Annotated in this window: 19 protein-coding genes; 8 read left to right on the top strand and 11 right to left on the bottom strand. The window is 45.4% G+C overall.

Going from position 1 to position 20,576, the window contains the following annotated elements:
• Positions 1 to 168 precede the first annotated feature (168 nt).
• From QR722_RS11995 to QR722_RS12010, 4 genes are all read left to right on the top strand, one after another.
• Positions 169 to 1,182, top strand: coding sequence for a LacI family DNA-binding transcriptional regulator (locus tag QR722_RS11995; protein WP_286283088.1), 1,014 nt, complete (start codon positions 169 to 171; stop codon positions 1,180 to 1,182).
• A 174-nt stretch (positions 1,183 to 1,356) separates the two neighbouring features.
• On the top strand, positions 1,357 to 1,614 hold the full coding sequence (locus tag QR722_RS12000) for a helix-turn-helix domain-containing protein (RefSeq protein ID WP_286283089.1): 258 nt from the start codon (positions 1,357 to 1,359) through the stop codon (positions 1,612 to 1,614).
• A gap of 1 nt (position 1,615) precedes the next feature.
• Positions 1,616 to 2,308 carry a hypothetical protein gene (locus tag QR722_RS12005; RefSeq protein WP_286283090.1) on the top strand — a complete coding sequence of 231 codons (693 nt, stop codon included), beginning with the start codon at positions 1,616 to 1,618 and terminating at the stop codon, positions 2,306 to 2,308.
• Positions 2,309 to 2,383: 75 nt separating this feature from the next.
• Complete coding sequence (locus QR722_RS12010; RefSeq protein WP_286283091.1) at positions 2,384 to 2,548, top strand: hypothetical protein; 165 nt, start codon at positions 2,384 to 2,386, stop codon at positions 2,546 to 2,548.
• Between the two features lie 189 nt (positions 2,549 to 2,737).
• On the opposite strand, the gene QR722_RS12015 is transcribed toward QR722_RS12010, so the two are convergent.
• Positions 2,738 to 3,694, bottom strand: a complete 957-nt coding sequence (locus tag QR722_RS12015) for a GlxA family transcriptional regulator (protein ID WP_286283092.1) — start codon at positions 3,692 to 3,694, stop codon at positions 2,738 to 2,740.
• 300 nt (positions 3,695 to 3,994) lie between these two features.
• Between QR722_RS12015 and QR722_RS12020 the strand changes: the two genes are divergently transcribed.
• Positions 3,995 to 4,516: an excalibur calcium-binding domain-containing protein gene (locus tag QR722_RS12020; RefSeq protein WP_286283093.1), complete on the top strand. Its 522-nt coding sequence runs from the start codon at positions 3,995 to 3,997 to the stop codon at positions 4,514 to 4,516.
• Here the strand turns inward: QR722_RS12020 and QR722_RS12025 are convergent.
• From QR722_RS12025 to QR722_RS12065, 9 genes are all read right to left on the bottom strand, one after another.
• Positions 4,506 to 5,135 (bottom strand): 3'-5' exonuclease, encoded by a 630-nt coding sequence (locus tag QR722_RS12025; protein ID WP_286283094.1) that lies wholly within the window; start codon positions 5,133 to 5,135, stop codon positions 4,506 to 4,508. The two genes, QR722_RS12020 and QR722_RS12025, sit on opposite strands and share 11 nt — an antisense overlap.
• Positions 5,136 to 5,708: 573 nt before the next feature.
• The gene (locus QR722_RS12030; RefSeq protein ID WP_286283095.1) at positions 5,709 to 7,301 is read right to left on the bottom strand and encodes a class I adenylate-forming enzyme family protein; all 1,593 of its coding nucleotides are present in this window, start codon (positions 7,299 to 7,301) and stop codon (positions 5,709 to 5,711) included.
• Positions 7,302 to 7,420: 119 nt separating this feature from the next.
• Positions 7,421 to 8,293, bottom strand: a complete 873-nt coding sequence (locus tag QR722_RS12035; RefSeq protein ID WP_286283096.1) for an SDR family oxidoreductase — start codon at positions 8,291 to 8,293, stop codon at positions 7,421 to 7,423.
• 66 nt (positions 8,294 to 8,359) lie between these two features.
• On the bottom strand, positions 8,360 to 10,153 hold the full coding sequence (locus QR722_RS12040) for an acyclic terpene utilization AtuA family protein (protein WP_286283097.1): 1,794 nt from the start codon (positions 10,151 to 10,153) through the stop codon (positions 8,360 to 8,362).
• 11 nt (positions 10,154 to 10,164) lie between these two features.
• Complete coding sequence (locus tag QR722_RS12045; protein WP_286287659.1) at positions 10,165 to 12,144, bottom strand: acetyl/propionyl/methylcrotonyl-CoA carboxylase subunit alpha; 1,980 nt, start codon at positions 12,142 to 12,144, stop codon at positions 10,165 to 10,167.
• A gap of 64 nt (positions 12,145 to 12,208) precedes the next feature.
• Positions 12,209 to 13,021 (bottom strand): enoyl-CoA hydratase/isomerase family protein, encoded by an 813-nt coding sequence (locus QR722_RS12050; RefSeq protein ID WP_286283098.1) that lies wholly within the window; start codon positions 13,019 to 13,021, stop codon positions 12,209 to 12,211.
• A 69-nt stretch (positions 13,022 to 13,090) separates the two neighbouring features.
• The gene (locus QR722_RS12055; protein WP_286283099.1) at positions 13,091 to 14,704 is read right to left on the bottom strand and encodes an acyl-CoA carboxylase subunit beta; all 1,614 of its coding nucleotides are present in this window, start codon (positions 14,702 to 14,704) and stop codon (positions 13,091 to 13,093) included.
• Between the two features lie 59 nt (positions 14,705 to 14,763).
• Positions 14,764 to 15,726 (bottom strand): NAD(P)H-dependent flavin oxidoreductase, encoded by a 963-nt coding sequence (locus QR722_RS12060; protein WP_286283100.1) that lies wholly within the window; start codon positions 15,724 to 15,726, stop codon positions 14,764 to 14,766.
• Between the two features lie 83 nt (positions 15,727 to 15,809).
• Positions 15,810 to 16,964 (bottom strand): acyl-CoA dehydrogenase family protein, encoded by a 1,155-nt coding sequence (locus QR722_RS12065; protein ID WP_286283101.1) that lies wholly within the window; start codon positions 16,962 to 16,964, stop codon positions 15,810 to 15,812.
• 137 nt (positions 16,965 to 17,101) lie between these two features.
• On the opposite strand from QR722_RS12065, the gene QR722_RS12070 reads away from it, so the two are divergent.
• The 3 genes from QR722_RS12070 (at position 17,102) to QR722_RS12080 (ending at position 18,757) form a co-directional block, all read left to right on the top strand.
• A complete protein-coding gene (locus QR722_RS12070; RefSeq protein ID WP_286283103.1) occupies positions 17,102 to 18,073 on the top strand; it encodes a GlxA family transcriptional regulator in 972 nt (323 codons plus the stop codon).
• A gap of 161 nt (positions 18,074 to 18,234) precedes the next feature.
• The gene (locus tag QR722_RS12075) at positions 18,235 to 18,450 is read left to right on the top strand and encodes a hypothetical protein (protein ID WP_286283105.1); all 216 of its coding nucleotides are present in this window, start codon (positions 18,235 to 18,237) and stop codon (positions 18,448 to 18,450) included.
• A gap of 136 nt (positions 18,451 to 18,586) precedes the next feature.
• Positions 18,587 to 18,757: a hypothetical protein gene (locus QR722_RS12080; RefSeq protein WP_286283107.1), complete on the top strand. Its 171-nt coding sequence runs from the start codon at positions 18,587 to 18,589 to the stop codon at positions 18,755 to 18,757.
• A 64-nt stretch (positions 18,758 to 18,821) separates the two neighbouring features.
• Here the strand turns inward: QR722_RS12080 and QR722_RS12085 are convergent, their stop codons facing one another.
• Positions 18,822 to 20,528 carry a class I SAM-dependent methyltransferase gene (locus QR722_RS12085; RefSeq protein ID WP_286283108.1) on the bottom strand — a complete coding sequence of 569 codons (1,707 nt, stop codon included), beginning with the start codon at positions 20,526 to 20,528 and terminating at the stop codon, positions 18,822 to 18,824.
• Between the last annotated feature and the right edge of the window lie 48 nt (positions 20,529 to 20,576).

Below are 20,576 nucleotides of genomic sequence, written 5' to 3' on the forward strand. Positions count from 1 at the left end.
AACCGACTTAAACGCCTGCTTTTTCTTATCGATGTTAAAGATATGTAAAATTGCAATCGATTGCAATTAATTTCGCAATCGATTGCAATAAAATTAAATAAATTTAACAAATCGGGTGTTTTAGCGTATTTTCATCAGTCGAAGTAAGCTCAAAGGAAAGTAACGGTAATGGCGAGTAAAATTAGGAAGCTATCAGATTTAGCGAAATTAGCTGGGGTATCAGAATCTACGGCATCTAGAGCACTAAACAACAATTCGTTGATCAGTCAAAAAACTCGTCAAAAAATTCAAGCCATCGCTGCTGAACATGGATTTAAAATAAATACAGCTGCTCGTAATTTACGTTTGCAGAAATCCAACACCATAGCGGTGGTGATCATTAAAAGTTCTGAATTTGACCAGTCGATCACCGATCCCTTTATGTTGAATTTTGTCGGCGTGATCGCGCAAGAACTAACCACACTCAAATATGACGTGTTATTGGTATCACTGAATATTAATCAGGACATTCAGTTGGCCGATTTCTTTGATATGAAGCGTGCCGATGGTTTGATCGTGTTTGGCCAAGGCGATGATATCAAAAAGTTTGATTCACTGATTAATCCCAGTTATCCAATTGTTGTGTGGGGCGCACCTTCGCCCAATCAGTCCTACCCTACCGTTGGCACCGACAATTTTCTTGGAGGAGAGCTAGCCACAAAACATTTAATTGAACAAAATTGCCAAAATATTGTTTTTAGTGGCTGGCGATCTTTTGAAACCAGTCAGCGTTACGCTGGCTATCAAAAAACACTTCAGCAACATCAACTAACGGCCCCAGCCCCCTTAGACATCCATTTCAATTACGATGATGCCTATCAAGTAACACTTGAATTAATTAAACAAGGTAAATTTGATTATGATGGCGTAGTGGCAGCGAGCGACACCATAGCACTAGGGATGATTCGAGCACTCAATGAATCGGGTATCGATATTCCTAACCAGGTTGCGATTACCGGTTACGATGATATTTCGGTGGCGGCCTATACCCAACCGGCGTTAACGTCTATCAAGCAAGATACCGCACAAGCTGGAAAACTCTTAGTCGATTCCTTAATTGCGTTAATGGCCAATGAGCAAGTAATCTCCACAATGATGCCGACCGAATTGATCATTCGTCAATCCAGTCAACGAAAAAAATAACAGCGTTGAGATAAAATGCACTTTTGCATATTTTCTGTGGTTTTCGCCGTCTGTTAGCCAAGTTTTGTTAGGAAATAGAGTAATTTAAAATATTTCAACAACGCAATTCTCTTTACCATCTATGCAATTTAGATTACATTTTGCCTGTCGCAGTATGACAGAGGTAAGAGCAGTATGAGTAGACGAAAAAAGTTTGAAGGAACCGTCCTCAGGGAGTTGCGTAAAAAATCCGGCTTTACACAAGAAGAATGGGCGCAAAAGGTCGGGTTAAGCAGAGAAACCATTTCTGCAATTGAAAATAATAAACCCGGCACAATTGAACATTTAAGTATGGAAGTTATGCGTAAAATGTATGAGATTTCCAGTTCAAGAATTGATGACGCCCATAAACACTCCTTCATGGAAAAAGTTATTTGTTACTTTGGATTCTAGTGTGCTGAGCCGACAGTTCGTCTATAATTTCCTCACCCCAGTAGCTATTGTTGCTTCTATTTTATTGGGGATATTCACCTTTGATACGCCCTATATTTTTGATCTGGTCAGTGCCAGCATTTTCTTATTTATTTTATTCTTTTTCAGAAACAACGCAGACATTGTCGGGTTATGCTTAATTTTAATCGTTGAGAAAATTGGGATTTTTATCGCCTTCCAATTGCTAACTGAAAACATTTATTACCAAGGATTGTTCTTTCTTTTTGCTCTAGGATGTATGTGGCAAATTCGCTCCGATCCTATTAATAAGATAGTCGTGCCCTTTATACTTATCGTGGTGGGATTCGAGCTGTATTGGACTTCAGTTGGTGAAACCGGCCCGATGATCTACTTTTTCTTTGTTAAAATAGGCATATACATTTTGGTTAGGGGCGCAATCGTTTTGCGCCCCCATTACCGTAAAGGCACCAACTATATTCAGGGTGATTGGTTAGTTTATAACACCAAAGGTGTTGTTTGTTTAATTGAATGTGCCATGGTGACAGAGTACCTTATTCGTACAACAATCAATCAAAATGCTATGTATTTATACACTTCCTATGAATATATCATGCAGGCGCTCGGCGTTTGGGTGATGTACATTGTATTGCGCGAAGCCATACATGAAATGAAAGCCCGTTCAATGATGGCCTAAAGAATTAGTAATTTCTTCCGATATCTGCATAATAGAAATGTGGAAATGAATCCACATTTCGTGTTTGGAGGAAATATGAGAAAGTCTAAATCCATCTTTTTTGCTGTTATATTAACCGCAGTTCCTGCCTTTGTATCCATGCAGGCGCACGCTACCAGTGGCACCAAGCCACCGCCGAATGAACCAGAAGAATCTGAAGGTGTTGATATCTTGGATTGGTTCGAAGATATCCTCGGTTAGAATAATGGCTTGCTCTTGCAAGCCTTTTTTATGTTTATACGTCATGATGACCCCCCCTTAAGTTTTGGTTGAGTATTAGGAGCAAAGATTGACTTTCAATCAGTCTGAGGCTTGGTAAATTTTTCTCTATTCCCTTTTATAAATTATCCTCATTCGATAGACACCATTGAATTCACTTATTGCAGGCTGCTATTGAAGCCTTGAAAATTGACTGCGGTACGCATTAGGTGAAATTGCAAACTTGCGCTCAAATGCCCGTCTAAACACATCTAAATTTTTATAGCCACAGGCCTGTGCAACTTTTTGCATAGCGCAATTTGATTCGACCAGTAATTGCTTGGCATGCTCTAATCGCAACCGCTCGACATACTTACCCGGTGGTATTTTCATTTGCTTGATAAAACTGCGGTAAAAACTTCTTTCCGTCATACAAACTTGCTCGGCCAGCGCCGAAACCGGTAATTTGTTGGTCAAATTTTGCAGTATCCACGGGGTAAGACCTGAGAAGTGGCTGTCCGCTGAAAACTGATATCGTAAGGGTTCAGAAAACTGCGCTTGGCTACCTGTGCGACGATAATGCAAGACTAGAAACTTTGCGACACGTAGCGCTAACTCACTTCCGCAATCCCTTTCCACTAGCGCCAGCGCAAGATCGATCCCTGAAGATATCCCAGCAGAGCTAGCTATCTTGCCATGATCGACAAACAACTGGTCCTCAACCACATCAATTTGCGGATAGCGCTGAGCAAAGTCCTGAATGTAGTTCCAATGGGTGGTGGCTTTTTTGTGATTCAGCACCCCAGTAGAGGCTAGAAGGTAAGCCCCAGTGCATATACTCATCACTCTGCGACATTTATCGATTTGCTCGGTTAACCAACGATTGTGCGATTCGGTAGTGTGCGCATCTCTTGCACCTGCACCGCCAGGAATAATCAGCGTATCTAAATGCATATCACTAATAGTGCAGTGATCTGCTACCAGTTTTACACCTGTTTCTGATTGATACGCCTTCTGCTCTAAACCAATAGCAACGATTTGATACTGCAACGGACCCAGTTCGCTGGCCACAGCAAAGACTTCCAATGGCCCTGCCACATCAAACAGATTCACCTTATCAAAAAGTAAAACACCAATTTTCTTGTTCATCATCTATACCTGACTGTGCAATCTAGCCAGAGCTTAACAGACAACCAGAAATGGCAGAATGACACTTTAACGATGTTTTACGCCAATAAAGTCAAACGAGCTCAAGAGAGATCAAGAGAGATCAAGAGGGTCAGAGTAAAAACGTGATCATTGTCTGAACACGTTTGTTAGGCTCGTGCTTTTTACTCTGACCCTCTTGATTAGATTAGATTCCTGACCCTCTTGATTATTAACTAGTCGTTAGATTTTATTGATTTTCCTTGTTATTATTTTGGTGCATAAATTTAGCCAAGGAAAGGTATGTACAAAGGCCAGTTAACAAAGTGGGACGATGCCAGAGGATTCGGTTTTATTAAAACAGCCGAATTAAACCACGATACTTTCATTCATATATCTGAACTCAATGACATGAGTCGTAAACCTAGAACCGGCGACTTTATCTATTTTAATGTCGAACAGGTTAATGGCAAAAAAAGAGCGACTAATGCTCGAATTGAAGGTGTCAAATCGAGAACCCAACCTAAGCTTGTTAAAAACTACAAACCTCGCTCAAATCTGCGCTTTTTATACGTGGCAGTTTTAATAGTTATTGTGGCGGTGGTGATTCAGCGTTTGGATTTGTTACCTAAAAAGGCTCCCCTAATACCAGCACCTTATTCAACACAATTCGTCCCTGAACAAACGTTTTCCTGTGATGGAAGGCAGCATTGCAGCCAAATGACATCTAGAGCGGAAGCCGAATACTTTCTTGAAAATTGCCCGAATACTAAAATGGACGGTGACCGTGACGGCATCCCCTGTGAAAATGATTCTAGATTTTAGGCAACCCAGATTGCAGTAACTTATACACCGCTATTTTGGGTGTTTTGGCCAGTTTTTGGATTAGCGAAAACGGTACATCTTCTCGAGTTGTGATTTGGGAAATATCTTGCAACATGGTCATCCACAATTTCGCTGTCATTTCTGAGTCGAATAACGCCCGGTGGAAGCCGCCATCGGATGGGATGTTTTTATAGGCGATTAACGAACCGAGTTTATGATTAGGTGCTTGCTGATATAAACGTCGGGCCACCAGTAAAGAGCACGCAAAGGCACCTGTGTATGCTCTGGATACTCGACGTAACTCGGCATCTAAGAAGCGTTTGTCAAAAGACGCATTGTGGGCAACAAGGTTGCTGTCCCCCATGAAACTAGCAAACTCATCCGTCACTTCATCACATGGAGCCGCTTGGCTCAACATCTGATTAGTAATACCGGTATAATCTTCAATGAACGCACTGATGCGCTTACCTGGATTCATCAATGCCTGAAAACGCTCAACCACTTCCCCCTTTTCAAGACGCACAGCACCAATTTCGATAGCCCTGTCGCCCATATCGGGTGATAGTCCTGTGGTTTCAAAATCCAGAACTACAAGGGAGTCGGCGCGAGTTTGCGGCATAGTTTAATTACCTGTGGGTGTGAATAGGCTATTTTAACCAAACTTTAAGTGATATCCGTAGCGCTATTTTAGAAACGCACTTTTGCGGTATTTGTAGTGAACATAATCCATCCCACCGCTTTTCAATATTATCGATATAGATGAGAACTCAGATGGTTCCAACCCAAGATAGTATCTGCTAAGCCTTGTCCAATGTTATACGCACAACATCGTTCAACTTTGCAGCGGATGAACCATCTATCATTACAATCGGCTATTGCTTTGGGTTTGCTCGGTGCACCACCACAGCGACATTTTCTCGGTGTCTGAGCAACAGAGCGAACCGATTTTTTGGGGCTGGTTTTTCGCTTAAGCGGGATCATATTTGTTTATTGTATTGGAACAGTGCCCTAGATCATAAATCATCCCAGCCTAAAACCAAACCTAAACCCAAGAGTATTTAATTATTAGCTATACATCTAATTGGGGATCAAGAGGGATCAAGAGGGTCAGAGGATCAAGAGGGTCAGAGTAACTTGATATTTTTCAAGTTACTCTGACCCTCTTGATCTCTGACCCTCTTGATCTTGTCTATTAGTCAGCTGTAGCAAATATATCGCTATATTGATGGCGTAATTCTACTTTGCGGATTTTTCCGGTGCCTGTCATGGGGAGCGTTTGGCAGATGAAAATAGCCTTAGGGACTTCGAATTTTCCGAGCTGAGTTTTACAGAATAATTCTATTTCTGCTACATCCAGCTCTACCTCTGATTGAGCTATAACGCAGGCACATACTGCCTCGCCCCAATGAGGGTGGCTCACACCAAATGAGGCGGCTCTTTCCACGCCTTTGAAGGATTCTAGAATTTGTTCTACTTTTTGCGAAGATACATTTTCACCGCCGGATTTAATCGTATCTTTTTTCCTATCAATAAAAAGTAACTGCCCTTTACTGTCAATTAAACCTAAGTCGCCAGTATGGTGCCAGCCAAACCCAGTGGCTTCATCTGAGGCTTCGGGGTTTTTATAGTAGCCGCTCATCACCTGTGGCCCTCGCCACGCTATCTCGCCTACTTGGCCATTTGGCAGCTCGTTACCAAATTCGTCAATAACCGCTTGTTCGGCGGTGCAAACAGGCACGCCCCAATAATTACCCTCAGCAAACTCAGTTGGCGTGTTGTCGCGATAAATACAGGCAACTGGCGCAAACTCTGTCTGCCCACTTCCGAGGTGCATTTCGCAGCCAAAAGTATCTCTGACTTTATCTAAATTTTGACTATTCATTGCCGCCATGGCGTAAATGCCAGTTTTGAAGTGACTAAAATCACGTTTATCAATATCGGGTGTGGCCAGCAAGGCGTTCCACATCATCGGAAGAAAAGCTGCGGTTTGAATTTTTTCCTGCTCGATGCTGTTAACAATCACCTTAGGGTCAAAAGCAGCATGCAGCACGGCGCAGCCACTGCGTAACAAAATGGGGTGTAAAATAGATAAAGCCGCGCAGTGAAAGAGGGGCAACACCAAGAGCATGCGATTTTGTTTATTAATATCTAATTCAATAACACCGGTCAGCGCGGCAATGGTTAAAGTTAAATGGGACGACTCCACCGCTTTGGGTCTTGAGGTAGTGCCCGAGGTGTAAATCATATGAGCGGTATCGCGATCAGCAATAAGGCGGTCTTCAATTTCACTGGTGCTGTGTCCGTCAATTAACTCATCAAGTGAAAAATTGGCGCGACCTCTTTGATTGCCTATTTGAGCTGTGAGCTTGATACTAGTGTTGCCTTCAAGCAAGGCTAAAACCATATCGGAAAACATCTCCTGATAAACGATCGCTACAGACTCGCTATGCTCAAAATTATAACGAATGTCATCTATGCTTTGCATAAAATTGATCGGCACCACCACCACGCCAAGCTTATAACAAGCAAAATAAACCACCACCATGTCAGTTTGGTTGGTAGAAATTAAAGCAAGCTTGTCACCTTGTTTTAGCCCGTTAGAAATCAAACCATGGGCGAGTTGATTGACCCGATTATTTAACTCGCCATAGCTGATTTCGCTGCGCTGACCTTGATGAAAATCGACTAAGGCCGGTAGATGAGCACTGTCTCGGCTGCGTCGTCGCAATAGGTCTCCCATTGCAACACGTTCAATCAGGTTCTTTTCCAGTGCTTTATCTCTCATCTTTTACCCCTTAGGCAATAACTTACCGTTTCATATTATTTTTATAGGCAATTGCCGTATTAAGACGAGTTCAAAAGCTTCACTCACAGAACGTCTGCTGGCAATTTCAATCTGGTTTTTTAGCGCAATACTTCTGGTATAACAGAGCGATGAAAACCGTCGCATGTCTGACTATTAGTTACTTTATCTTGGCTTAATGGGTACATCGCAGGTGCCGAGCCCATGCTAGATCCGCCATCAACCCAAATAGATTGTCCGCTAATAAAATTAGCCCCATCGCTCATCAAAAAGCATATGACCGAGGATACTTCAGCCTCACAGGCAATACGCCCTAATGGCACCGCATATTTCAAGCTGCGCAGCGCCTTTTTCATTTCTTCAGGATAGGTATCAAGCCCCGAGGATGCCACCCAACCTGGCGCTACCGTATTCACCCTTACACCATGCCTGCCCCACTCCCATGCAGCGGTCTTGGTGAGATTCTCTACTCCCGCGCGGGCGGCACCAGAGTGTCCCATGCCAGGCATGCCGTTTTTATTGTCAGCGGTGATGTTAACAATACTGCCGCCATGGTCTTTGAAATGTTGCTTGTATATTTCTCTTGCCATCAAAAAGCCGCCAACTAAATTGGTTTGCACCACCGCATCAAAGCCCTTTTTGCTTATGGCTTCTAAAGGAGCGCGAAATTGGCCACCAGCCATATTGACCAAGCCATGCACTCGACTGTTTTCTGCCAATATGAGCCCGATGGTTTCAATTACTTTTTGTTCATCGCGAATATCTAATGGCAAGTATTGGGCTTGTCCACCGTCATCAATAATTTCTTGTGCAGTTTTTTGAAGTTTTTCAAGGGTGCGTCCTAGCAATACAACGGTAGCGCCAAGAGACGCCAATTCGTGGGCCGTGCAGCGTCCAATGCCACTTCCCCCGCCTGTGATGATAATGGTCTTGCCGCTAAAACTGTTTGCCGCAAGGCTGGATTGATAACCCATAATAGTGCCTCTTTTTTAAATTAAACTGGAGCCCTTATCAAGTTATTCCCCTGATAATTTAGTGCCTTACAATTCCCAGCTTTTGGGAACTTTAACCGTCATCGACAACAACATCTGCGCCGCCGCTTTGCCCTGTGAATCGATACGCAGTGATGCGGTTCCGCCGCCGCCCAGCGCTTCGCTCATCAGGAAGTTAAATCCGTTAAAACCCGGCAGATTAAAGCGCTCAACCTCACCTTCCACCTGATGGGCAAAATAGTCCTTTAGCGCTTTGGCCGTCACCTGATGATATAGGATGGGTAAATACTTTGCTTCACGTGAAATAATGCCAATATTGACGTTATTCCCTTTGTCACCGCTGCGTGCATACACCAGCTTCGATAAGGGTACATCGACTAATTCATCATCGTTAAGTATGTAGTTTTCTATTTGCTGCTGTGAGTATGAAGCCGCTACAGCAGGCTTTGATAGCTGCGGAGTCAAATAACACTTCTGAGAAATTGGATCTTGGTTCAACTGCACGGTTACAGGCACCAAGGCTTTATCAATTAACGCAGAGTGAACCCGTATCAAGGGCTGGGGTTTTGGCCGCCCAGCACCAAAACCGCTCATACCAGGAGCGGCGGAGGTGGCGAGGTAAGCAATTTCGCTAGCAGCAAATTGCAGCGCGGCTTTGTTATCATGATGCAAACCCAATTTAACCATTACTTCGCGAGTATTTTGGTTTTTTGCATGAGGGCCATAGGTTGCCTCTGAGCCAATAATCTCTAGATTAGTATCACGATAAGCGGGCAAACCTTTTTGAGCAAAAAAACGCTCTGTGCGTTTAATAAGTGCAGCAACATTAGTCTGGGCTTTTTCAACGCAGCGCTCGCCTCCCATAAAAAACGAGCTCATTAGCTTGTAGCCATCCACATAGGTGGCACAAACCTTATATTGATTACCCGGCGCTCTGCCCTTTGCACCGCAAACCCGCACCCGATCTTTGGCCACTTGTTTTAGCTCGATATTGCTAAAGTCGCAGCAAACATCAGGCAACAAGTAATTAGCGGGATCGCCAATTTCATACAACACCTGCTCACCAACAGTGGCTACGCTTACCAAGCCGCCGGTATTAGGTACAATGCACACTTCAAAATTACCGTTACTGCTGACCTCTGCCACCGGGTAGCTCATGTTGGAAAAATCTGGCACTAGATGCCAATCGGTAAAGTTACCACCTGTACACTGTGCGCCGCACTCCAGCACATGGCCTGCCAGTGCACCTTGGGCTAACTTATCGTAGTCGCTTTCACCCCAGGCAAATTCATGTATCAGTGGCGCAATTACCAGCGCGCTGTCCACTATTCGTCCTGTTACCACTACATCAGCACCGGCGGCTAGGGCATCGGCGATGGGCCTAGCGCCCAAGTAGGCATTAATGCTAGCCAAGTTTTTCGGCAAGGGGGCTTTGCTTTGCAACTCAGACAAGTCGCAATCGGCTAGCTCATCACGCTTTGCAGATAAGTCATCACCATACACACCGGCAATGTTGAGCTTAATACCTAGTTCATCACAAAGCTGTTTGAGCGCTGCAATACAGCTTGGAACGTTCATTCCACCAGCGTTGGCGATCACCTTGATGCCTTTTTTTGCACAGTCGGCTAACACATCTTTCATGGCGACGGTGACGAAATCAACGGCATAGCCATAACTATCGTTTTTAGCTTTCGCTTGGGACAATATCGCCATAGTCACTTCGGCTAAATAATCAAAAACAAGGTAGTCGATATCACCCCCCTCTACTAATTGCCTAGCGGATAGCTGACTGTCTCCGTAAAACGCCGAGGCTCCGCCAATTCTTACTGTTTTGTCCGTCATAAAAACCTACACTACTCGTTGCTATTTTTTGCTTGTTCAGCACTTACAGCCACTAACAGCTGCTTGGATTTTACCTGCTGACCAACCGCCACACCGACAAAGTCTACCCTGCCCTTAATGGTCGCTTTCATTTGGTGCTCCATCTTCATGGCTTCCATTACCACCAGTATTTGTCCGGCTTCAACTTTGTCGTTTTCCTGAACTAACAGATTGACAATCACGCCATCCATCGGTGCCTTCACTTCGCCACTTCCTGCGGTATCGTTCGCCACTGCAGGTTTGTGGGTCACATTGTCAAATTTATAATGACCAGTGCCATCATCTAAATACAGTACATCTTGTTGTAACACATAGTAAAAAGTTTCACGTATACCGTCTTCAACCACCACGCACTGACAGTCATGATATGCCACAAGCTCTAACTGTGATTCGCCCTTGGCAGTGGACACCAAGTAGTCGTTTGCATGTTTTACAAGGCGCACAGCATAAACTTGGCCGTTAAAATCCAACTTGAAGGTATATGCTTGTCCGGCAGCGCTATCCCAGTTGTGCACCTTTGCCAGTTCATGCTGATAATAAATAATGGCTGCACGGGCTAGCGTGCTAGCGTCTGGGGTATCACCGCATATGCTGTCGTCATCGGTAAAGTGTTGTTCTATAAAAGCAGTGGTTGCTTGTGCGGCTAAAAATGCCGGATGTTTAAGTACCTTTTCTAAAAAATGTTTATTGCTGTTCACCCCCAACAGTTGGGTGTCTTGGGTGGCGCTAGCCAAGCGCCGGACTGCGGTTGAGCGACTATCACCATAGGCAATGATTTTTGCCAGCATGGGATCGTAATGGGCGCTGATTACATCCCCGCAGTTTATTCCGTAATCGATGCGTATACCTTCGCGCTGCTCTGGTGTTTGCCAGCATAAAACCTCGCCGGTTTGCGGCATAAAGCCGTTGCGGGGATCTTCAGCGTAAAGGCGCACTTCTATAGCATGGCCGCTAATAACAATCTGCTCTTGGGTCAGTGGCAGTGGCTCACCGGTTGCCACCATCAACTGCCAAGCCACCAGATCTTGGCCGGTGACGAGTTCGGTCACCGGATGTTCAACTTGCAGGCGAGTATTCATTTCTAGGAAATAAAAGTTTTTATCTTTATCAACTAAAAACTCAACGGTGCCCGCGCCGATATAATTACATGCCTTAGCGGCCTCAACCGCGGCTTGGCCCATGCGTTCCCGTAAGGCATCATCGACAAAAGGAGACGGTGCTTCTTCAACCACTTTTTGATGTCGCCGTTGTATAGAACAATCCCGTTCGCCCAGATAAACCGTGTTACCAAAGGTGTCAGCAAACACCTGAATTTCAATATGACGAGGCTCAATTACCGCGCGCTCTAGAATTAATTCACCACTGCCGAAGGCATTTTTTGCCTCAGAGCGTGCCGTTTTTATTTGATCGGCCAATTCACTTTGCCGGTTAACTAAGCGCATGCCACGTCCGCCGCCACCCGCCGATGCTTTGACCATAAGGGGGAAGCCTATCTGCTGGGCTTTTTCGATAAGCACCTGATCACTTTGATCTTCACTTTGATAGCCGTCAATACAGGGCACACCGGCCGCAATCATAGCCACTTTGGAGAGCCTTTTGCTGCCCATAAGTTCAATAGCTTCGGCATCGGGGCCAATAAAGGTGATACCGGCATTCTCGCAGGCACGAGCAAATGAGGCGTTTTCTGATAAAAATCCATAGCCAGGATGAATCCCATCGGCACCGGTTTTAAGTGCCGCTGCAATAATATTTTCTATCACCAGATAAGACTCAGCCGCAGTCGCGGGGCCAACACACACAGCCTGGTCGGCTTCCAACACATGACGGGCCTGACTATCTGCGTCACTGTAAATCGCCACAGTTCGATAGCCCAAACGCCTAGCTGTTTGGATCACCCGCACCGCTATTTCACCCCGATTGGCGATCAGTATTTTATTCAGTGTTTTCATCATAAACTCATTATTCATTCACTTAGGCGTGGCTGGTTTGTTGGAGATACAAGCTGATTGCAATTCATCACTCACTCCAATTTGGCTTGCGTTTCTGTAAGAATGCTTGTGTACCTTCTTGACCTTCATCATTGGTTAATGATTGGGTGAAGGCATCTGCAGCCTCATCTAACAGGGATTCGAGCTCAACTTGACCGACCTTTAACATCAGCGCTTTGGTTGCCGCATTCGCTTTGGGGGCACAGCGCCTGACTTGTTTCACTACCCTATCAAGCTGTTCTTGCAGCTCAGTTGCTGAATGACAAACAAAATGTACTATTCCCAATGTCTTGGCTTCTTCACCACCAATTCGCTCGCCTAATAAGGCCAAGCGACGAGCATGGGTTAAGCCTATGCGGGCCACAACAAAGGGCGCAATTTGGGCAGGAATGATCCCCAAGCCCGTTTCAGGCATTGAAAAAGCAGCATTTGCATCCGCAATCGCCACATCAGACACACAGGCCAAACCGAAGCCGCCACCAAGCACAGCTCCTTCCAGCACGCTAACCACCACCTGCGGTGCATGGTTCACTTGGGTGATCATGCGGCCGAAACTGCGATTGAATTCCCATACTGTTTTATGCCGCTGTTCTTCACTGGCCGCATCTTTGTGCATGTCAGAAATATCACCACCCGCACAAAAATTACCCTCACTGCCACGCAAAACTACCGCCCGGATTTCGCTGCTGTCAGAGATACTGGCGAACAACCCAGTCACCTCGTTAACCAAAGCTAAATTCATTGCATTCTTTTTGTGGGGCCGATTCAATGTGATGGTCAACACCCCATTATTTTGTGCGATTAAAATCTCTTGGTAGTCTTGCTGTTTAATGTTCAACATAGTGCTTATCTCTTTCCATTCAGTTTCGGCGCTGCTAACCCAGCCCTTAGCAGGCGCAAATATATATCACTAGAAACGCGCTATGCCGAAAGTATTGCTATTGAGCTTGCGATTATCGCCTTCTTGGCAGATAGCCAATGCATAGGCCAAAACCTCTCGGGTATCACGGGGGTCAATCATGCCGTCATCCCACAAGCGGGCGGAATTGGCCAACGCGCGGGATTTAGCTTCCATGACTTTGACGGTGCCTTTTTCTAATGCATCGAGCCGGTCTTGATCAATTGCGCCGCTTCTGGCCATCTTTGCTTTGGCAACCGTTCTTAAAACGCTGCCCGCCTGAGCTGGGCCCATCACAGATACCACCGAGCGTGGCCATGCAAACATAAAACGTGGATCTATGCCTCGTCCAGCCATGGCATAGTTACCCGCGCCAAATGAGCCGCCTAACAAAAGGCTAATTTTTGGCACTGTGGTATTGGTTACCGCTTGGATAAGCTTTGCGCCATGCTTGATGATACCGGCGCGCTCAGATTCGGTTCCGACTAAAAAGCCGGTGGTGTTGTGCAAAAATATAATTGGCGTGGCGGTTTGTTGGCATAACTGAATAAATTGGGCAGCTTTGGCTGCCCCTTGGGCGGTAATAGGACCGTTATTGCCAATCACGCCACAAGGCATGCCGCACAGCTCCACATGCCCGCAAACCGTGCCTACGTCATAATCTGATTTAAAATCGAGAAAGTTCGAACCATCGGCAATTCGTGCTATGACTTCGCGAACATCGTAAGGGGTTTTAGCATCTTCAGGGACAACACCCAACAGCTCATCAGTGTTATATAAGGGTGCCTTGCTGGTATTATTAATTGGCGCCGGGCTGTTTTTATGCCAGCCTAAACTATGGGTAATTTCACGGGCAATGCGAATGCCATCGGCGTCATTTTCAGCTTGATAATCTGCCACCCCTGACACCGAGCTATGCATTTCAGCCCCGCCAATCTCTTCATCTGTGGCAATCTCACCGGTAGCCGCTTTTAGCAGCGGAGGCCCGGCAAGATACACAGTAGATTGCTTGCGGATCATCACTACGTAATCTGATAAACCCGGTTGATATGCCCCTCCGGCTGTGGCACTTCCGTGCACCACGGTAATTTGCGGAATACCCGCAGCGGATAGCTTTGCCTGTAAAGCAAAGCCTGCACCGGTAAAACCAAACCAGTCGCCCAGCGAGGTCAAATCGCCGCCGCCGCTTTGGGCTAAGGCTAAAACCGGCAGTTTGTTTTGCAGTGCAATGTTGTACATGCGCAAGCGTTTAACACTACCTAACTGGGTGATACTGCCACCTTTTGCGAGGTAATCATCGACCAACACCATGCAGCGGGTACCGGAAACGTAGCCCATACCGGCGATAACCCCACCGCCTGCTGCCGAGCCGTCGGTGTCGCCCTCTTGCATATAGCCACATAAGGTCGACAGCTCTAGAAAAGGCGCGCCGGGATCAAGCAACAGATTAAGCCGCTCTCTAGGTGGAAGTAGACCACGCTCAATATAACGCGGAGCTTTTTGCTGGGCATTTTGAATAACGCGCGTTTCGATACCACGCAGCTCGTCTACAGCGTCAAGCATCACACTGGCGTTCTGCTTGTATTGTGCTGATTGTGTATCAAGCTGCGACTGAATGATTGCCATGTTTCCAATCCGTATTTGTTGTTAGTGAAAAATAGTCATTGCTAGCCTGTTGGCTCACATCATGAACTTTTAGTAGTAAAAGCAGGCATCTCAACAGCCCCTTGATATTCATTTTTAAGCTGTTGCACCAAAGCCTTCATAGGCAAAACCTGCTTAATTCCAGACACACCATGCCCTGCACTCCAGAAGTCTTTCCAGGCATTACTTTCTCCTAAATCAAGATCCACATGTGATTTGGCCTGAAAGCTTTCTAAGTCAACTCCAGCTCTTGCGATAGAGGGCTTGAGAAAGTTACATTTCACGCCGGTGAAGGTATCGGTATAGATTAAGTCTTTAATTTCAGAGGACACCAACATTGATTTATAGTCGGCTTCTACCTCGGCTTCTTCTGTAGCAATGAAGCGTGTGCCCATGTAGCTAAAATCAGCCCCTAAAATTTCAGCTGCCCGCACGCCGTAACCGTCGTTAATTGCGCCAGCCAGTGCTAGCGGGCCATCCCAAAACTCACGTATTTCTCGAACCAAGGCGAAGGGATTGATCTCACCGGCGTGTCCACCCGCACCGGCGGTGACGATGATGATGCCGTCAACCCCCGCCGCGATAGCTTTCTTGGCATGGTCGGCTCGAATAACGTCATGAAAAACAATGCCACCCCACTGATGGACTTCTTCAACCACCTGAGCAGGGTTGCCTTGGCTGGTGATCACAAAGGGCACTTGATGCTTTTTCACCACCGCACGGTCTTTTTCTAAACGAGTGTTCGACGGATGCACCACAAGATTAACCGCAAAGGGCGCAACTGGCTTTTCTGGGTTTGATTTGGCGTAGGCGTCCAATTCTGTCGAGATTTGCTCTATCCAGCTGTCGAGTAAATCTTGGGTGCGAGTATTAAATGTGGGAAACGAGCCCACAATGCCGTTCTTACACGCACTGATCACCAACTTAGGACTAGACACCAAGAACATAGGAGCGCAAATGACCGGTAAACTTAATTTGTTGTGAAACAATACTGGAATAGCCATGTTGATTTCCCTTTAACCTCTACTTCTTTAACCAAATTCACATTTAAAAACGTGCTGGGTACAATCTCCCAACTCGAATGCACTTATCTGCGCTTTGGAAATATATCCATATGCTTAGCAATAATGCCCAACATCATCTCGTCACTGCCACCGGCAATCGATAAAATTCGACTATCCCGATAGGCTCTGGCAACCACGTTATCCCACATGAACCCCATGCCGCCCCAATACTGTAGACACCCATCGGTAACTTCTCGCCACAATCGTCCAGATTTGAGTTTTGCCATAGAGGCTAGATAGGTAGCATCTTCGCCATTCACATGTTGATGACAGGCCTTCCAGGTTAGCGCGCGAAGAGCCTCAACTTCAGTTTGTAATTCAGCCAGTTTGAAGTGCACAACTTGGTTGTTTAGCACGGGCTGGCCAAAGGTGTGACGCTCACGACACCACTGGATAGTGTCTTGAATGATCCGTTCCATCCCTTTAAGTGCACCGGCGGCGGCATATATACGTTCTTCTTGGAATTGCATCATCTGCATTGCGAAGCCGCGGTTCTCTTCTCCAATCCGATTACGCTTGGGCACCCGCACATTATCGAAAAAGATTTGCGCGGTATCACTGGCGCGCATACCCATTTTGTTCAATGGCTTGGATATCTCAATGCCCGGAGAATCTAGTGGAACGATAATAAGAGACTTATTGGCATGTACATTACCGTCACTGGTATTGGCCAACAAACAAATCCAATCGCCTTGGGTTGCGTTGGTGATCCACATTTTGCTGCCATTAATGACGTAATCATCACCGTCACTTTTGGCATTGGTTTTTAAACCTGCCACATCAGAGCCTGCGCCTGGCTCACTAACACCAATACAGGCCACCATGTCTCCGGCAATGGCAGGTGCGAGAAAATCACGCTTCAACTCGTCGCTACCAAAGCGCGCTAAGGCAGGTGTGGCCATATCCGTTTGCACCCCAATTGCCATGGGTAGCGAACCACCATAGGCACGGCCGATCTCTTCAGCAAACACTAGATTGTAGCTGTAATCTAAACCTGAGCCCCCAAAGGCTTCTGGTTTATGAATGCCTAACAAGCCTAGGTCACCCATTTTCTTGAATAGAGAATGCAGCGGAGCCTTCCCAGCACTTTCCCACTCTTCCACAAAGGGATCCATTTCCCGATCTACAAAATCTCGAACTGTCTTTCTTAGCGCTTCATGCTCTTGGGTTAAGTCCATGATTTTCTCCAGTATCAAATTCACTGTGAACATACTAGAAGTGTAAACAACATGTTAACAGCGTCAGTCAGGACATTTAACTGGTCATTCGGGCCATTATTGTAAATAATACCGCCAACAGAATAGGAAATTTGTTTATGTTGAAGCACGTCACCCTCTACGCTTGTGAAAATACAATGGGCCTGAGCCTAGGTCTTACTCACGATGTTTTAGCCTTTGCGTCGAGCTTACAAAAACGTTTACTGGGTGAGCCAATTAATATTTCGCTGGTGACCTTAGATGGTAAGCCCACATCTACCTTTAGCGGTTTAGCAGTGACACCAGATTGTGCGCTGGATGACATTCACAGCACAGATCTAGTCATACTGCATGGTATTTGGGGAGACATGGATGACTTACTCATTCAGCAACAAGCCTTGTACCCTCGTCTTCGGCAGTGGCATGAACAAGGTAAGCCCATTATGGCGGCGGCAACTGCGGCGTATTTTTTGGCCGAAGCCGGACTCTTGGATGACAGGATCAGTACTACTCACTGGCAAAAGCAAGCCCATTTTGCCCGCTCATACCCCAAAGTAAATGTGCGTCCTGAACGCTATATCACTGCCACAGGTGAGCTTTACTGCTCCGCTGGTATGAATGCGGCACTGGAGATCATGGTGTATTTACTTTCTCGGCTGTCTTGCCCTGAGGTAGGTGAATCTGTTGAGCAGGTATTTTTAGTGGATTTTCGGCGCGGTTACTCCGGCGAATTCACCTCCATGGGACATCAAACCTACCATAAAGACGATGAGATTTTATCTGTTCAACAGTGGTTAGAAATTCACTTTATGAACCCAGTCACCATCGACGAACTGGCCAGCAAGGCAAATATGAGCACCCGCACTTTCAAGCGACGCTTTAAAGATGCCACCGGCGAAACACCCCTTGGCTACATACAGCAACTCCGAATCGAACAAGGCAAAGAGTACCTCAAGCATAGTGACAAGAGCGTAGAAGAAATTTCCTGGTCAGTAGGCTACCAAGATGCCGGACACTTTAACCGCTTGTTCAAACGAGCCTATGCAATGAATGCATCTGCGTGGCGACAAAATCACCGCTTACATAAATAAGCCTGCCACTGAGCTCCAAGGCTAGGTTTTGAACCCACATCACAGAAAATATATTAGGGATTATTTTGTTCAGAGCGTTGTATTACATAAGACCCAGCCATATGGTTAATACATAGAGTAAGTTTTGACTTCAATCAGTAAACATAAACGGAGCGCTACCAATGGAACATGACAACAGCAACCAAAATGAGCACGGCATCGCCAACTTCGCAGCGTTGAAAACCGCCATAGCAAATGGCGAAGAGCAATCGATAAAAGAACTATTGCCCGACGAACCCATGCAAGAGCTAGAAAAAAGCTATCTCATCGACCTAGCCAAGCTAACCAACAACCACGCAATTATACAGCTATTAGAAGACATTCCGGTCAAGAAATAGCTTTAGCCTACCTCTTGTTTAAGCAGCCGTAGAGTATTGGAGATAAAATTTTATTAGTCTGTTGTTCTCAAACAATTATAGAATCACCGATATTAAATTAGATCCCAGCGATTAAGCTGCAGTGAAGGTAGGAAAAATGTCTGAGAAGAAAGTGAAGTTTGAATTCGAAAAAAAGAATAAAAATAGCGTGCGATACAAAGAAATACCAGAAGATGGCATGCCCCCAGTTATCGGCAGCATCTACGTTCAAAGCTGGTTCGCTGGCAACAGTAAAAATATTGAAGTAACAATAAATAAGAAAGATTGATGGTTGTATTAGATGCCCTGTTGATAGAATAGAGCAATTTAGCGAGATTATAATCTATCCTAAATTAATACCACTCGGTCAATTGCTGTAAATCGCGCAGGCGATCACGTTGTAAAGAAAACGCTTCAAACACATCATCGAAGCTGCGATTTTGGTTTGAAAGCATAGGCAGAGCAAAGCTCGCTTGAGTGAAAAATTCAGACGAATCATCCTGCCAAGCTGATTGCCACCAATGAGTTATATCCGATCGGCAGCTATTTAATTTTGATGCACTGGGTAACTTATCTGATTTCTTGATATTAATTTGGCTATTGCTGGGCAGCAAATTCCATAAGTCGTTATTGGGCCACCGCGCAAATGGTATAGCGTGATCAACGGCATATTTGCCAGTCATACTTAGCCGCTTACCCGACCACACACAATGTACATTTTGCTGGGCCAAAAGTGCGTCAATACGCTTGCGCACTTTAGTGGTATTGCGATGTGGATTGTCCCAACGCAATGCATCAAAATATTGTTGGCGGGTAAACCCATTGTTTTTATTGCCGCTGTATTTCTCCATTTGAGCTACCCACTCATTCAACAAAGCCGGTTCAATCCATACACTAAACTGCGCCATCGCATCCCAAATAGGTTTGGGTAGGTAAAATGAACCAAAACTGGCTAAATAGTCATTATCAAGCATGATGCATTTGGGTTTACTTTTGAATTTGGTTTGCACCGAAAACACCGCATCTTGAGTGCCAGGTAAAGTAATGTATTTCACTGGCATGTCTTTTATGGTGTTACTAATGTCTTTTAAAGTTTGATGCAAGCTACTGGCAAAGTCGTTAGCACTATTTGAATAACTAGCCCCTACATACAAGTCATTATTTGCAAGCGAAGTAAGCTTTTGCCAACCATTTTCTTTAATAAAACCTAAGCCCTTTTTGCTGTTGCTATTTTGCTGCATAGCAAAGGTATCAACTAAGGGTTTATATAACTTCATCCAATACAACGATACCAAACCTAGAGGCAACTCAACACAGTCATCGGTTTGGCTTATCACTGCGCCGGGATGTCCTTCGGCAATGCGCAACAAGGCGCGCAATAGCGCCAATTTATACGTAGAGGCTTTGTTGTCGTTTACTACAATGTTGCGTATTAGTGGAAAAGCCCCTGTGCCATTATCAGGCAAGGTAAGCACCACAGTCTGCCAACTTACATCATCGCGACCGAGTTTGTCCTTAGCTATCTGCGAGGTAGCTAACTCATATGACAGACCAAACTTGCTGGCTAATTGCGCCTGCTCTGATGTAGACACTTCATACATAACACGCTCGTCATGGCATTCACCGTGACGCAGCGATATCACTAACTTGCCATTAGGTTTCAATAAGGTGCTTAGCTTTCTAAAAGCACGTTCACGATTAGATGGTGCAATATGCATCCACACTGCGCTAAGTAAAATGAGATCAAATTTAATTTGTAGAGCAAAGACTTTTTGTAACTCTGGAAGCGTATCGTCAAGCCAATGAATATTAAGATTTGAGTGTTTTTCGCGAGCTAATGAACGCATACCCTCGGCGGGTTCAACAGCAACAACACTTAAACCTTTATCTGCAAGAAATGCTGCATCACGGCCAGACCCTGCACCAACATCAAGTGCCCAGCCTTTGTCTGGCAAATGCGTTAGCCAATCACTATGCACATCAGTAAAACTGACATTGTCATATTGGGCACTTAAACTCTCAGCCTGCTTTGAGTAATAAGTAATATTGCTGGCGCTCAAACGGTTTCCTTTTTCTTTGAACGATATAAGCCCAAAAGTACATTACTT

The organism is Aliiglaciecola sp. LCG003 (genome assembly GCF_030316135.1).
GTDB lineage: Bacteria > Pseudomonadota > Gammaproteobacteria > Enterobacterales > Alteromonadaceae > Aliiglaciecola.